A 14,152-nucleotide genomic window follows, 5' to 3' on the forward strand; every position below is an offset into this window, starting at 1 on the left:
TGCATCTTGCTTCAGGAAGGCGCGATCGCCTCGCGCCGCCACCCGATGCGGCGGAGGATGCCGCCTTGCCGTGTCACCCCGCCATCACGGCGCTTGCCACGTTCATGAATTCGCGGATCGCGCCCTTCTCGCCAAACCTGGGCAGCGCGACGGCGTATTCGCCCGCCGCGAACCCGACGCCGTCAAGCGGAATGCCGCGCAGGCGGCTGTCGAAGCCGAGTTCGCGGCTCAGGACGATGCCGACGCCGAGGCCCGCCGCCGCCGCCTCCTTCACCGCCTCGCGGCTGCCCAGCACCAGATATGGGGACACGGCTTGCGAGGCCTCGCTCAACGCGCGCTCGAAAAGATGGCGCGTCATGGAACCTTCCTCACGCAAGATGAAGCGCTGGCCGCCAAGCTCGCCGATGGAGACGCTTTCGCGCTCCCACCACGGGTGCCCCTCGTTGACCAGCAGAAGTACCTCCTGATCGACAAGATACCGGCACATGAACGCGGGATGAGGCTCCGTCAGCGTGACCAGCGCCACGTCGGCGCGGCTGCTGGCCACGAGATCCAACAGGCGGTTCGAGTTCTCCAGCCGGATCTCGATATGAACGCCGGGCAGTTGCGTCAGGAAACGTTCCAGAATCGGCATCGCCATACAGGGCGAGCATACGCCCAGCGTGAGATATCCCAGACGTAGCGAGCGCCCGCTTTCCACGCTTGCCTCGATATCCTCGATGGTGAGCATGACGTCGCGCACTTTCGGCAGCAGATGCATGGCGTTCGCCGTCAGCTCGATCGCCCCGCCGCTGCGGACGAAAAGGCGCGCGCCCACGCTCTCCTCAAGCGATTTTATGTGCTGGGTAATCGCCGGCTGGCTGACGCCCAGTACCTGCGCGGCGCCCGAAAACGTTCCCGTCACCGCGACAGCGTGAAATGCCCGTAGCTGCGCAAAGTTCATCGGATGTGCTTTCGTCATAAGTTTTACTTCATAATGATGTCATGACATTAAGTGATAGTTATATGGCTTTCAACCATTCCCTGCGCGATTCCGCGAGGAACGACGGGAGAAGAAAGAGGCTATCATGGCATTCGACAAGGGTTTTATCGCGCTGGCGGTTGCATCGCTGGCAATGTCCGCTACGTCCGCTGTCGCGAAGGAGCTTGTGCTCTATAACGCCTCGGACAGCGTCAACACCGCTCTGGTAACGGCGTTCAAGGCGAAGCATCCGGATATCGAGGTCAAGTTCGTATCCGGCTCCACCGGGCCCATCGTGGAGCGGGCCATCGCGGAGAAGGCCAATCCGCAGGCGGACGTCGTCTATCTCGTCAACAACATCGCGCTGGAGCAGCTCGTTGACGCCGGCGTGTTCGAGCCTTACGAGCCGAAGAATTCGCTGATCGGCGAGCAGTTCCGGCATCCGGACCACTTCTATAACAAGCACTTCGCCACGACGATGTGCATGATCGTCAACACGGAGCGTCTGGCCGAGAAGAAGCTGCCGATGCCCGCGGCGTGGGAAGACCTGATCAAGCCGGTCTATGACAACGAAATCTCGCTTCCGTCTCCGCTGAAGTCGGGCACGGGCGGCGCCATCCTGACGACGTTCGTCGACGCTTTCGGCTGGCCGTTCGTTGAAAACCTCAACGAAAACGTCTTCCGCTATTCCGATGGCGGCTCCGGCGGCGCGGATCTGGCGGCGTCCGGCGAGGTCACCATCGGCCTAAGCTTCGATACGACGTGCTTCGAGCGCAAGTCGTCCGGCCGTCCGGTCGAGGTCGTGTATGGCCGCATCACGCCGAACGTCACCGAGGGCGGCGGACTGGTCGCCGGCGCCCCGCACCCGGAAGAAGCCCGGCTTTTCCTTGACTTCATGGCCGGCAAGGATGCCGCCGAGGTACTGGGCAAGGTCGTCGGCGCGACCGCCGTGCCCGGCTACGGCCTCGTCGACCTGAACACCATCACGTTGTGGAACATGCGCCGTCCCGTCAATATCGATGAGTTCCGCGCGGAGTTCACCGCCCGTATCCTGAAGCAATGAGCAGTCTGGCATTTGAAACGCCCGAGCGGCTGGTCCCCGTTGCGGACCAGCCGCATATTCGCGTGAGCGGCGTCGGCAAGCGCTTCTCCGGCAACGTTGCCGTGGACGGCGTGAGCCTCGACCTCGCCAGGGGCGAATTCGTGACGCTGCTTGGTGCCTCAGGCTGCGGCAAGACCACCTTGCTGCGGATCATCGCCGGTTTCGTGGCCGCCGATACGGGGCGGGTCCACTGCGGCGGCAGGGATGTCACCGGGCAGCCGCCGGCGCAGCGACGCATGGGTCTCGTCTTCCAGTCCTATGCGCTGTTCCCCACGAAAACCGTTGCGCAGAACATCGGCTTTTCCAGCCATATCCGCTCCGTGCCCCGGGTCGAGGCGCAGGCGCGGGTGCGGGAACTCGCCGCGCTGGTCGAGCTTGACCAGTTGCTTGACCGTTATCCCCACGAACTTTCCGGCGGGCAGCAGCAGCGCGTCGCGCTGGCACGGGCGCTTGCCTGCGATCCCGAGGTGCTGCTGCTGGACGAGCCGATGTCGGCGCTCGACGCGCGCATCCGCGCGAAGCTGCGGATCGATCTGCGCAGGCTTGTCAGCCGTCTGGGCATCACGACGCTTTATGTCACGCACGATCAGGAAGAGGCGTTTGCGCTGTCCGACCGTGTCGCCGTCATGTCGCGGGGACGGATCGAGCAAATCGGCACGCCAGCGGAAATCTATCATCGGCCCGCCACACGCTTCATTGCAGAATTCGTCGGCATGTCCAATCTGGTGACCGGCAGGGCGACGGAACACGGCGTTGCCGTCGACGGCGGCTTCTGGCCGGCGAACTTGCCGCGCACGATAGAAAAAGGGCGGACTGTCACGCTGCTCTATCGCCCCGAGCACCTGGGCCTGGTGGCGCCTGCCCGGGCCGCAGTCGCGGCCGGCATGCCCGGCCGGGTCGAGATGACGACGTTCTGCGGCGCTCACGTCCGCGTGCAGGTCCGGCTGGAAACAGGAGAGGACGTGGTCGCCGACGTGCCTTCCGCCCTGCATGCGGACTACAGGAAGGGCCAGCCCGTCTGTGTCGTGCCGGACGCCGACAACGCCTGGATCCTGCCGGACGGGAGCCGCCCATGACATTGACGGCAAGGAACCTCCCGGCTGTCGCGCTCTCCGCCCTGGTGGCAGCGGTGCTCGTGCTTTTCATTGCCTATCCGCTTGCCACCGTGCTGGTGGAAAGCTTCGTTGTCCGCGGGCCGATGACGCCCGAACGGATGGCCACCGTGACGCGCGAAGCGCTCGACACCCTGCCCGCCGGGGAGCGTGACGCAACGGTTGCGCGTTGGGCCGCCGCGGCGACGGAGAAGGAGCGGGTGGACGCGACCGCCGCCGCGTTCGGGCTTCTGGATATCCCGGTCGCGTGGGACAGGAAGGCGGCCTACAATGTCCAGAAGCGCAATGCGGATGCCGCGGTCGCCGCGCTGCCGCCCGGCGAGGCCGGTGCCTTTCGCGAGACCTGGCCCCTCGCTCATGTCATGCTGCACAAGCGCGCCGCGCTGGCGTTCAAGGTTAAGGACGCGCTGGGGCAGAAGAAGTTCGACGAGTTACGCAACGGCACGGAACGGCGGCTCGGCATCGACCATTACCTTGAGGTCGCACGCAAGGCTCACCTGCGTTTCGCCGCCTTCAACAGCCTTGTCCTCGCGGCCTGCGCGGCGGTGACCACGACTGTGCTGGCGTTCGCGCTGGCCTATGGCGTCAACTACGGCGGCGTCCGCAGGCCGCAGTTCACCCGTGCCGTGCTGCTGACGCCGCTGGTTGCGCCGCCGGTGCTCATCGCGACCGCCATGCTCATGCTTTTCGGACGGCGCGGTCTCGTGACGCACAGCCTTCTGGACCAGGGGCTGGGCCTCATCGACGCCGAGCACGCGAATCTGTATGGCTTCGGGGGCATATTGCTGGCCCAGACGCTTTCCTTCATGCCTGCGGCTTTCATCGTGTTCGACAACGTCATGCGCAAGCACGATGCCGATCTGGACGAGGCCGCGGTCAATCTGGGCGCCCGCCCATGGCAGAGTTTCACGCAGGTGACGCTCTCCATGAACTGGCCGGCCCTCAAGCGCGCCTTCATGTTGGTTTTCATTCTCAGCCTAACGGATTTCGGCAACCCGGCGCTGCTCGGGCGCGACATGCCGGTATTGGCGGGCGTGATCTACGACCAGATCACCGCCTATCAGAACACGCCGCTGGCGGCGGCCATCTGCATCTGGCTGCTGGCCCCGTCGTTGCTGCTCTATCTGGCGCTTGAGGCGGTCGGCCGCCGGAAGCGCTACGCCAGCGGCGGCGGCGGCCGCAAGTCGGAGATCGCCCTTCCCGGCGTCTGGCGCGCGGGCCTGTCGTCTCTCGCCGCGGTCGTGATGCTGGTGATCCTGACGATCTACGCGACGATGGCGCTCGGCGCGGTGACGCGCGTCTGGGGCGTGGACTGGAGTGTCACGCTCGGCTACTTCACGCCGGAAGGCGTGAACGTCGGCCTTGGCGGCTCGGGATATGGCAGCTCGGATCGCGGCCTTGGCCTTGTCTGGGACAGCCTTGCCATCGCCGGCATGGCCGCGCCGCTCGGCGGGCTGCTCGGCATTCTGGTGGGCTACGTGATCGAGAAGCTGCGCCCGCCCGGCGCCGATCTCATCTTCTTCATCGCCATCGCGCCCGCCATCGTGCCGGGGATCATCTTCGGCATCGGCTACATCGTCGCCTTTAATTTTCCATTCGGCATCAGGGAGCTGGCGCTGACGGGAACCTCGGCGATCCTCGTCATCAACATTCTGTTCTCGAACCTCTTCGTCGGCGTCCTGGCGGCACGCGCGGCACTGCAGGGGCTCGACCCCGCGGTGGACGAGGCGGCGGAAAGCCTTGGCGCCGGCCTCGCGTCGCGGTTCTTCGGCGTCACCCTGCCCATGCTCAAGCCTGCGCTGCTGCTCGGCACGCTCTATGTCTTCATCGATGGCCTGACCACGCTTTCCTCGGTCATCTTTCTCGTTTCCGGCAATCACAAGCTTGCTTCCGTCGCCATCTTCAACCATGCAGCCTCAGGCGACTTCGGCTATGCCGGCGCGAAGAGCCTGGTACTGCTCGCTCTGGCGCTCGCGGCCATCGCGTTGATCCGGCTGATCGAGCAGCAGCCGCGCTACGCACGGCAATGGAAACGCATGACGCGCACATTAGCGGCGCGGTCGCGCGGCTTTACGGCGCAGGCGGAGAACACACCATGACAGAGACACTGACGGCGCGCGACAGCCGCGCCTTCTTCCATCAAAGCGGGTCGTCGCCGTGTCGGTCGGCCCTGCGGGCCGCGCATGGAATCTGGCTTGAGGAAACGGACGGCCATCGCCTGATCGACCTGCACGGCAACACGGCGCATCATATCGGCTACGCCCATCCGGTGCTCGCCGCCGCCCTCAAGGCGCAGATCGACGAACTGCCGTTCAGCCCCAGGCGCTTCACGAACGCACCTGCCGTCGCGCTGGCGGAAAAGCTGCTCGCGCTCTGGCCGGGGGCGGCGGCGAAAGTGCTCTTCGCGAACAGCGGTTCGGACGCCATCGAAATCGCCCTGAAGCTCGCCCGCGTGGCGACCGGGCGGCATGAAACCGTTTCGCTGCGCGGCAGCTATCACGGGCACGGCTTTGGCGCCTTCGGCCTGTCCCGACCGGACATCGATCCCCGCCTCGGCCCCATGCTGGCGGGGCGCCATCACGTGACGCCCTATTGGGCGGCGGGCGGCGCAGCGCGGATGCTGGCCGAGATCGAGCAGATCCTGTCCACGTCGCAGGAGGGTATCGCCTGCGTGATCGCCGAACCCATCAGGAGCAATTGTCACCTGCCGCCGGAGGGGCTCTGGCTTGAGGTGCGGCGCCTGTGCGACCGGCACGGCGCGCTGCTGATCTTCGACGAAATTCCCTCGGGCCTGGGCAAGACCGGAAAGTTTTTCGCTTTCGAGCATGTCGGCGCGGTCCCTGACGCGATCGTTCTCGGCAAGGCACTCGGCGGCGCCATGCTGCCGATTGCCGCCGTCATCGCGGACACGAGGCTCGATGTGGCCCCGGAACTCGACCTCGGCCATTATACGCACGAAAAGAACCCGCTGACCGCCCGGGCAGCCCTGACCACTCTTGAGATCATCGAAAGCGAGGGTCTCGTCGACCGCGCCGCCAGAGGCGAGGAACAGCTTGCCCGACTGGTGGCGGCTTCGTCGCAGACTGCGCCGGGGATCGCGGGCGTGCGCGGCAGGGGCCTGCTGCAGGCCGTCATGCTCGATCCCGCGGCCCTCGGCTTCGAGCCGGGCGAGCGGTTCGCCGACCTCATGCTGGATGCGCTGCGGCAGCAGGGTGTCTCCACCGTGTTCAAGGACGACAGGAGCATAGGCTTCTCGCCGCCGCTGATCATAACGGATGCGGAACTCGCCGATGTCGTGGACCGCATCGGGCGGGCGGCCAATGCGGTTTCCGCGCTGACGGGCCGGCAGGTTCCGGCCCTGGACGAGGGCTGAGCCGCCGCTACAACGGCAGGAGCAGCAGGATGGCAACCCAGATCAGGCTGGCCGCCAGCGTAAAGCGGCCGTTCCAGCGCAGGCCGACCTCTGCCGGCGAGCGGCCGATCGCGTTGGCCACGATGACGAGCGTCGAGACCATCGGCCCCGCCCCGACAATGCAGGCCCAGCCGCCCGCGAGCGCGAGCACGACCGCCGTCAGCGGCAGGCCGGGGAGTTCGAGCCGCGCCATCACCGTGGCCAGGATCGATGCGGAAATCATCGGGTTGATGCCGATGAAACCCAGAACGATCACCGCGGACGCAAGCACCCCCAGAATCGCGCCCGGCGGCAGCGCCGTCGAGGCGAATGCGTGCTCGATGAGTTCGCGCGGCGCAAGATCGGCAAGCAGGATGCCGAGCAGGCCGGAGGCGGAAAAGATGCCGATCTCGTTCGCGTAGTCGGGCCAGCGGGCGACGCCGTCGTTGCGCAGGACGCGGGCGGCGAAGCGCGGGGGCGACACGCCGCCGTTTTCCCGGCCGATGGCCAGCAGCCAGCAGAAGGCGTAGATCGGGACGACATTGATCAGGATGGCCTGAAACGGCAGGTGAGTGAAGGTCTCAACGATCATCGTCAGGCACGACAGGGCCACGATGTGCGCCAGCATCCACAGCAACGCCCGTCCGCCTTCCGGGTCCGGCGCGCGGACGAAGGGGCGTGATGCGCGCGGGCTTTCGAGATGATCGAACAGCAATCCCAGCAGGGCGAAGCCGACCGTCGCCGCGATGCCCCAGGGCGCGACGTCGATCCACGCGACCTGCGGCGTCGCCGCGAGCAGCAGGTTGATCGCCAGCCCCAGCGGAGACCACAGCGCGACGCAGGCGAAGCCGCGCATTACCGCCAACGTCATGCGCCGCTGCCGCAACTCGACGATGGCCGGGTCGCCGTTGCCCGCCTCAAGCGTGTTGGCCCGCCGCGTCATGTCGATGAGCAGCGCTAGGCCGCCGATGTTCAGCAGGATGCCGAAGATATGCCCGCCGAGCGTCAGCGACGCATAGCGCCGCGCCGGCGGCTGGTTGACGAGCAGCCGCCCCGCCAGAAACGTCGTCCGCGACGCGCCCGCCGCCGCCCGCAGCAGCGCGAGCATGGCCAGAAACGCGGGCAGCAGCGTCGTCGGCCCCATGGCACGGACCAGCGTCCCGATGCCGCCGTCCCTGAACAGCGTGAACGCGACAAGGCCGACGCAGACCAGCAGCAGCACCCGCACGACGGGCAGGAGATGCCGCCAGCACAGGATCAGATAGCCGCAGAGAAACGCGGCCGCGACGACGGCTCCGGCGTCCCATCCGAACAACGCCCTCGCGTCTGCGCCCGGCAGCATGAGCAGCATGCAAAGCGACGCGGCGGCACGCGGGCCGAAGCCGCCGGCGGATATCATTTCGGAAAAGCGTTGCGGCCGGTCGGCGGTCACTGTCGGAAACCTCGGGCAAGCCCCGCGGGAGCGGGCGCGGCGGGAAGCGGGCGCCGTTCAGCCCGCCTGCACGAGGCCTTCCGACTGCGCCACCCGCCGCAAATGGTGCGTCGTATCCCCGAACTGGGTTTCGAGCAATGCCAGCCGGCGGAAATAGTGCGCGCCGAGATATTCCATGGTCATCCCGATGCCGCCGTGCAACTGGACGGCTTTCTGACCCACGAGCCGCGCCGAACGGTTGATCTGCACCTTCGCCGACGACAGCGCCAGACTGCGAGCGCCGGCATCCGGCTCGTCCAGCATCATGGCGGCGAAATACGACATGGAACGGGCCTGCTCGGTGGCAATCAGGATATCCACGGTCTGGTGCTGCAGGGCCTGGAAGGAGCCGATGGTCGCGCCGAACTGTCTGCGCGTCTTCAGGTAGTCGACGGTCAGCGCCTGCAGCGCTTCCATGATGCCGACCGCCTCCGCCGCGACGGCGGCAATGGCGACGCCGTTCACCCATTCGATCACCGCAAGCCCGGCGTCGCGCTCTCCGATCAGGGCATCGGCAGGAACCGTCACGCCGGCAAGAAACACGTTCCCTGCCCGCCCGCCATCATGAGTCGGGTAGGCTTCGACGGAGAGGCCGGGCGCGTCGGCCGGCACCAGAAACAGGCTGATGCCTTCCTCGTCGCGCCGCGCCCCCGCGGTGCGGGCGCTCACGACAAACCACCGGGCCGTGTCGGCACTAAGCACGACGCTCTTGTGGCCGTCGAGGCGGTAGCTGCCGTCCGGCTGCCGGACGGCCTGCGTGGCCACGTCGTGCAGGTCGTAGCGGGCGCGCGGCTCCGTGTGGGCGAAGGCGAGGCGCAGTGTGCCGTCGATAATGCCGGGAATGATGCTCTGGCGCTGCGCGTCGGTGCCCGCGCGCCGCAGCACGCCGCCGCCCAGCAGCACGGTGGGCAGATAAGGCTCCGGCGCAAGGCCGCGACCCAGCGCCTCCATCACGATCTGGGTTTCGACGGGGCCGCCGTTGAAGCCGCCGTCCGCCTCGCTGAAGGGCAGGCCGAGCAGCCCCAGTTCCGCCAGCCGCTGCCAGCCTTCCTCGCGGAAGCCGCCGGGAGCGGCGCGGTGGGCGGTGATCTGTTCAAGCGTGCCGTAATTGTCGGCGACCAGACGGTCGACCGTTTCCTTCAGCAGATTCTGCTCGTCCGTGAGATCGAAATCCATGATCAGTCCTCGCAAATCCGCAAATCAAAGGCCCAGGATCGCCTTGGCGATGACATTGCGCTGCACCTCGTTCGAGCCGCCGTAGATGGAAACCTTGCGGTTGTTGAAGTAGACGGGAGCTGCCGTTTCCGCCCAGGTGAAGTCGTCCCGAGTGAAATCGTCCAGAGTGAAATCGCCCTCACGCGCGACATCACCTTCCGGCGCCAGATCGCCTTCGTGAACATTGCGCAGCAGCTCCGGCCGGCTGGCGGCCAAGGCATTGGGCCCCGCGAGTTCGAGCAGCAGCTCGGTCGTGGCCTGCTGCAGCTCCGATCCCTTGATCTTGAGAATCGAGGACGCGGGATCGGGCCTGGTGTTGTCGCGCCGGCTGCGCGCCGAGACGACACGCATCTGGGTGATTTCCAGCGCCTTCAGTTCGATCTCGACCTGAGCGACGCGGGCACGGAAGTCCGCGTCGTCCCACATCACCCCCTCGCCCGCCGGCGTTTCGCGCGCCAGCCGCTTGACCCGCGCGATCCGCTCCTTCGACATGCCGATGCGCGCGATGCCGGTGCGTTCGTTGGCCAGCAGGAACTTGGCGTAATCCCAGCCCTTGTTCTCCTCGCCCACCAGGCAGTCGACAGGGACGCGGACGTTGTCGAGGAACACCTCGTTGACCTCGTGACGGCCGTCGATGGTGATGATCGGGCGCACGGAAACACCCGGCAGGGACATGTCGATGAGAATGAACGAAATGCCCGCCTGCTTCTTCACGGTCGGGTCCGTGCGCGCGAGGCAGAACATCCAGTTGGCGTATTGGCCGAGCGTCGTCCAGGTCTTCTGGCCGTTGATGATGTAATGGTCGCCGTCACGCTCCGCCCGCGTCTTGAGCGAGGCGAGATCCGAGCCGGCGTCGGGCTCGGAAAAGCCCTGGCACCACCAGTCGTCGAGCCGCGCGATTCGGGGCAGCAGGCGTTCCTTCTGCTCCGTCGATCCGAAGGTGGCGATGACCGGCCCCACCATGAAGCAATTGAACTGCAGCGGCAGCGGCACCGCCGCCTGCATCAGCTCCTCCATGAAGATGTAGCTCTGGATCGCGGTCCACGGCTGCCCGCCGTATTCCACCGGCCAGTGCGGCACGGCCCACCCCCTGTCGTAGAGGATGCGCTGCGAGGTAATGTAATCCTCGCGCGACAGTGAACGCCCCTGCGAGACCTTGTTGCGGATCTCCTGCGGGATTTCAGTGCGGAAAAACGAACGGACTTCCTCGCGAAAGGCCGTTTCCTCGGGTGTGAAGCGCAGATCCATCAGATCGTTCCGTTTGTTATCTCAAGCAATCCCGCAGCGCCCATTCCGCCTGCGATGCACATCGTGACGACGACATGGCGGACACCCTGCCGGCGCCCCTCCAGCAGGGCGTGGCCGACGAGCCGGGCGCCGCTCATGCCAAAGGGGTGGCCGACGGCAATCGCGCCGCCGTTGACATTGACGCGCGCCGGCTCAAGGCCGAGCCTGTCGATGCAGTAGAGCGACTGCGACGCGAACGCCTCGTTCAGTTCCCACAATCCGATGTCGGAGACCTTGAGGCCGTTGCGTTCCAGCAGACGCGGCACGGCGAACACCGGCCCGATGCCCATCTCGTCCGGCTCGCATCCGGCGGTCGCGTAGCCGCGGAAGATGCCGAGCGGCTCAAGCCCCCGTCGCGCCGCCTCCTGCGCCGACATCAGGACGCACGCGGAGGCACCGTCCGACAACTGGCTGGCGTTGCCGGCGGTGATGAACCGGTCGTCACCGCGCACCGGCTTCAGCCGGGCCAGTGCCTCCACCGTGGTGTCGGGGCGGTTGCCCTCGTCCTTCGCGAGTGTCACCACCTCGTGGCGCGTCTCGCCGGTTTCCTTATCCGTCACCGCGCGGGTAACGGTGATCGGCACGATCTCGTCGTCGAACAGGCCCATGTGCTGTGCCGACGCGGTGCGGCGCTGGCTCTCGACGGAGAACGCATCCTGCGCCTCGCGGCTGATTCCATAGCGCTCGGCCACGTTGTCGGCGGTCTCTATCATCGAGGTGTAGATTTCAGGTTTGTTCGCCAGCAGCCAGTCGTTCAGGAACAGCTCCCGCTTCACCTGAGGCTGGACCAGCGAGATCGATTCGACACCGCCCGCGATGGCGACGGGAACGCCGTCCAGCGCGATGCGCCGGGCCGCCGCAGCGATCGCTTCCAGGCCGGAGGCGCAGAAGCGGCTGACGGTGACGCCGCTGGCCGTGACCGGCAATCCCGCGACGAGGCCGGCGTGGCGGGCGACGTTGCCGCCCGTCGCGGCTTCGGGATAGCCGCAGCCGAGCACCACTTCCTCCACCTCCTCCGGCGCGGCGCCGGAGCGCGCGAGGGCGTAGCGGATGGCGTGCGCAGCCAGATCGGCGCCCTTCGTCAGATTGAGGCTGCCGCGATGCGCCTTGCCGATCGGCGTGCGCGCGGTCGAGACAATTACAGCTTCCGTCATGATGAACCCTTCGGGTGATTCGACGCCGGTCCGGAATCCGGCCGGCGAGAGACCGACCTCAGCCGGCGGATCGGTGTTCGTCTGGAAAGCGCGGCAGCGCGGATGGGCTTATGCCCCTTCCGCCCACTGCCGGAAGGTGAGGCCGGCCTCCGCGAGTTCCGCAAGCAGCGGCGCGGGACGCAGGGTCTCATCCCCCTCCCTGTCCGCGAAGGCGGTGAGCTGCCCGGCGATCACGCCGAGGCCGACGGCGTCCGCCCAGTACATCGGCCCGCCGCGCCACGCCGGCCAGTTGTAGCCGTTGACCCAGATCACATCGATGTCGCCGGGACGGGCCGCGATCTTCTCGGCGAGGATGCGCGCGCCCTCGTTGACCATGGGATAAAGCAGGCGGGCGACGATTTCCTCCGTGCTGAACGACCGGCGCTCGACGCCCTCGCGCTGCGCTATCTCGGCGATCAAGGCCTCGACCTCCGGATCGCGCTCGCCCTTGCGCGCGTTTTCGGGATAGCGGTAGAAGCCGCGGCCCGATTTCTGGCCGAAGCGGCCCAGTTCGCACAGGGTGTCCGCCACCGGCGCGCGCGTGCCCTGTGCCTTGCGCGTGCGCCAGCCGATATCGAGGCCGGCGAGGTCGCCCATCGCCAGCGGCCCCATCCTGAAGCCGAAGCCCGTGATGGCGTCGTCGATCTCGTGCGGCAAGGCGCCGGCGAGCAGCAGCCGCTCCGTCGCCGCCGTGCGCCGCGCGAGCATACGGTTGCCGACGAAGCCGAAACAGACGCCGACGGTGACGGCAACCTTGCCGAGCTTGCGCCCGAGATCGCCGCACGTCGCCACGACATCGGCGGCGGTCGCCTCTGGCCGCACGATTTCCAGCAGGCGCATCACATTGGCCGGACTGAAGAAATGCAGGCCGATGACATCCTGCGGCCGTTGCGTGGCGGCGGCGATGGCGTTGACGTCCAGGTAGGAGGTATTCGTGGCGAGGATGGCGCCCGGTTTGGCGATCCTGTCAAGGCTCGCGAAGATCTCCTGCTTGACGCCCATATCCTCGAAAGCCGCCTCGACGACGATATCGGCGTCCGCCACCGCGTCGTAGCCCACCGCGCCGTCGATGAGGGCGGTGCGCCTGTCCGCCTCCTCCCGCGACAGGGAGCCGCGCCCCACCGACGATTCATAGAGCGCCGCGACGCGGCCGATGCCGCGCCTCAGCGCATCCTCGGCGACCTCCACCACCGTGACCGGAATGCCGGCGTTGGCAAAACACATGGCGATGCCGCCGCCCATGGTGCCGGCGCCGATGACCGCCGCGCGGGCAATCTCCCGGCGCGGCGTCTCGCGGCCGATACCGGGAACCTGCCCGGCCTTGCGCTCGGCAAAGAACGAGTAGCGCAGCGCCTGCGCGCGCGGATCGTCGACGAGGGTGCGGAACCGGCTGCGTTCGAGCGCCAGCCCTTCCGCGAACGGAAGCTCGAAAACGCCGCGCACGGCCTCCATGAGCGCCGCCACGTTGGGGGCATCGGGCTGACGGCGCAACGCCTCGCGCGCCCGCTCCTCGAAGTCTTCCCGCGCCTGTTCCGTCAGCGTCGCCGATGCGTCGCCGGTGCGCCGCCACGCACCCGCCCTGGCCAGCGCCAGCGCCTTGTCGCGTGCGGTTTCCAGCAGATCGCCGGGCGCGACGACGTCGACGAATCCCAGTTCGAGCGCCCGCGCAGCCTCGACCGGCTCGCCGTCGAGCATCAGCGCGAAGGCGGCCGCCGGGGCGATCAGCCTTGGCAGGCGCTGTGTGCCGCCCGCGCCGGGAATGAGGCCCAGCTTGACTTCCGGCAGGCCCAGCCGTGCGCTGGCGGAAGCGACCCGGGCGTGGCCCGCGAGCGCGACTTCCAGGCCGCCGCCCAGCGCCAGGCCATTGATGGCCGCGACCACGGGCTTCGCGCTGTTCTCGATCGCATCGAGAACCTCCGGCAGGGCGGGCGGCAACGGCGGCTTGCCGAACTCGCTGATATCGGCGCCGGCGATGAAGACCTTCCCCTCGCCCGTGATGATGATGGCCTCGACGGCGGCGTCGTCCTGCGCGCGCGTGATGAGATCGAGAAGCTGTTCGCGAACCGCCTGGCCAAGCGCGTTGACCGGTGGATTGCTGATGCGCAGCACGGCCACCCCGCCTGCCACGTCGGAATGGATTTTCGGCATGATCTCTCCCTCATCTTCCGCAAGCACGATGTTCTGCACTGCAGAATTAAATTCTTCATTTCGATCTATATCATTGAGGGCAGCACAGAGTGTCAAGCGATTTCGATGAACGGCGCGCCCGACATCCTGATTAAAATAATTCTGCAATGCAGAATGTTGTATCGCATTATTGACACGGATATGGCGTTGTGGCATCCATGCACACGCTTCGCCGGCCGGCGTGCGACCTTGCAATCCATCTTGCAGGCGCCGCTTTTAAAAGGGGCGAAGTG

The 14,152-nt window shown here is 66.9% G+C and carries 10 protein-coding genes; 4 read left to right on the forward strand and 6 right to left on the reverse strand.

All coding sequences use genetic code 11. From position 1 onward, the window contains the following. Positions 1-73: 73 nt before the first annotated feature. Complete coding sequence (locus FHS82_RS08750; protein WP_246225201.1) at positions 74-961, reverse strand: LysR substrate-binding domain-containing protein; 888 nt, start codon at positions 959-961, stop codon at positions 74-76. Between the two features lie 106 nt (positions 962-1,067). On the opposite strand from FHS82_RS08750, the gene FHS82_RS08755 reads away from it, so the two are divergent. From FHS82_RS08755 to FHS82_RS08770, 4 genes are read left to right on the forward strand one after another with little or no spacing between them, the layout of a single operon-like run. Further along, positions 1,068-2,024 (forward strand): extracellular solute-binding protein, encoded by a 957-nt coding sequence (locus FHS82_RS08755; RefSeq protein ID WP_166951059.1) that lies wholly within the window; start codon positions 1,068-1,070, stop codon positions 2,022-2,024. Then, positions 2,021-3,139: an ABC transporter ATP-binding protein gene (locus FHS82_RS08760; protein WP_166951062.1), complete on the forward strand. Its 1,119-nt coding sequence runs from the start codon at positions 2,021-2,023 to the stop codon at positions 3,137-3,139. The genes FHS82_RS08755 and FHS82_RS08760 overlap by 4 nt, the downstream gene beginning before the upstream one ends. After that, a complete protein-coding gene (locus FHS82_RS08765; protein ID WP_166951064.1) occupies positions 3,136-5,274 on the forward strand; it encodes an ABC transporter permease in 2,139 nt (712 codons plus the stop codon). The genes FHS82_RS08760 and FHS82_RS08765 overlap by 4 nt, the downstream gene beginning before the upstream one ends. Further along, positions 5,271-6,548: an aminotransferase class III-fold pyridoxal phosphate-dependent enzyme gene (locus tag FHS82_RS08770; RefSeq protein WP_166951065.1), complete on the forward strand. Its 1,278-nt coding sequence runs from the start codon at positions 5,271-5,273 to the stop codon at positions 6,546-6,548. Before FHS82_RS08765 ends, FHS82_RS08770 begins: the two co-directional genes overlap by 4 nt. 7 nt (positions 6,549-6,555) lie before the next feature. Here the strand turns inward: FHS82_RS08770 and FHS82_RS08775 are convergent, their stop codons facing one another. The 5 genes from FHS82_RS08775 to FHS82_RS08795 form a co-directional block, all read right to left on the reverse strand. Then, complete coding sequence (locus FHS82_RS08775) at positions 6,556-7,998, reverse strand: hypothetical protein (RefSeq protein WP_166951067.1); 1,443 nt, start codon at positions 7,996-7,998, stop codon at positions 6,556-6,558. 57 nt (positions 7,999-8,055) lie between these two features. Then, entirely contained in the window at positions 8,056-9,213 is a 1,158-nt protein-coding gene (locus tag FHS82_RS08780; protein WP_166951070.1) for an acyl-CoA dehydrogenase family protein, read from the reverse strand. Between the two features lie 24 nt (positions 9,214-9,237). After that, positions 9,238-10,500, reverse strand: a complete 1,263-nt coding sequence (locus FHS82_RS08785) for an acyl-CoA dehydrogenase family protein (RefSeq protein ID WP_166951072.1) — start codon at positions 10,498-10,500, stop codon at positions 9,238-9,240. Continuing rightward, the gene (locus tag FHS82_RS08790; RefSeq protein ID WP_166951075.1) at positions 10,500-11,693 is read right to left on the reverse strand and encodes an acetyl-CoA C-acyltransferase; all 1,194 of its coding nucleotides are present in this window, start codon (positions 11,691-11,693) and stop codon (positions 10,500-10,502) included. Before FHS82_RS08790 ends, FHS82_RS08785 begins: the two co-directional genes overlap by 1 nt. A gap of 108 nt (positions 11,694-11,801) precedes the next feature. Beyond that, positions 11,802-13,880 (reverse strand): 3-hydroxyacyl-CoA dehydrogenase NAD-binding domain-containing protein, encoded by a 2,079-nt coding sequence (locus FHS82_RS08795; RefSeq protein WP_166951077.1) that lies wholly within the window; start codon positions 13,878-13,880, stop codon positions 11,802-11,804. Between the last annotated feature and the right edge of the window lie 272 nt (positions 13,881-14,152).

This window comes from Pseudochelatococcus lubricantis (genome assembly GCF_011762225.1).
GTDB classification, from domain to species: domain Bacteria; phylum Pseudomonadota; class Alphaproteobacteria; order Rhizobiales; family Beijerinckiaceae; genus Pseudochelatococcus; species Pseudochelatococcus lubricantis.

Excerpts from the sequence above, each read along its gene's own strand:
- FHS82_RS08750 (WP_246225201.1), bottom strand. The coding sequence starts at position 961 with ATGACGAAAGCACATCCGATGAACTTTGCGCAGCTACGGGCATTTCAC.
- FHS82_RS08755 (WP_166951059.1), top strand. The coding sequence starts at position 1,068 with ATGGCATTCGACAAGGGTTTTATCGCGCTGGCGGTTGCATCGCTGGCA.
- FHS82_RS08760 (WP_166951062.1), top strand. The coding sequence starts at position 2,021 with ATGAGCAGTCTGGCATTTGAAACGCCCGAGCGGCTGGTCCCCGTTGCG.
- FHS82_RS08765 (WP_166951064.1), top strand. The coding sequence starts at position 3,136 with ATGACATTGACGGCAAGGAACCTCCCGGCTGTCGCGCTCTCCGCCCTG.
- FHS82_RS08770 (WP_166951065.1), top strand. The coding sequence starts at position 5,271 with ATGACAGAGACACTGACGGCGCGCGACAGCCGCGCCTTCTTCCATCAA.
- FHS82_RS08780 (WP_166951070.1), bottom strand. The coding sequence starts at position 9,213 with ATGGATTTCGATCTCACGGACGAGCAGAATCTGCTGAAGGAAACGGTC.
- FHS82_RS08785 (WP_166951072.1), bottom strand. The coding sequence starts at position 10,500 with ATGGATCTGCGCTTCACACCCGAGGAAACGGCCTTTCGCGAGGAAGTC.
- FHS82_RS08790 (WP_166951075.1), bottom strand. The coding sequence starts at position 11,693 with ATGACGGAAGCTGTAATTGTCTCGACCGCGCGCACGCCGATCGGCAAG.
- FHS82_RS08795 (WP_166951077.1), bottom strand. The coding sequence starts at position 13,880 with ATGCCGAAAATCCATTCCGACGTGGCAGGCGGGGTGGCCGTGCTGCGC.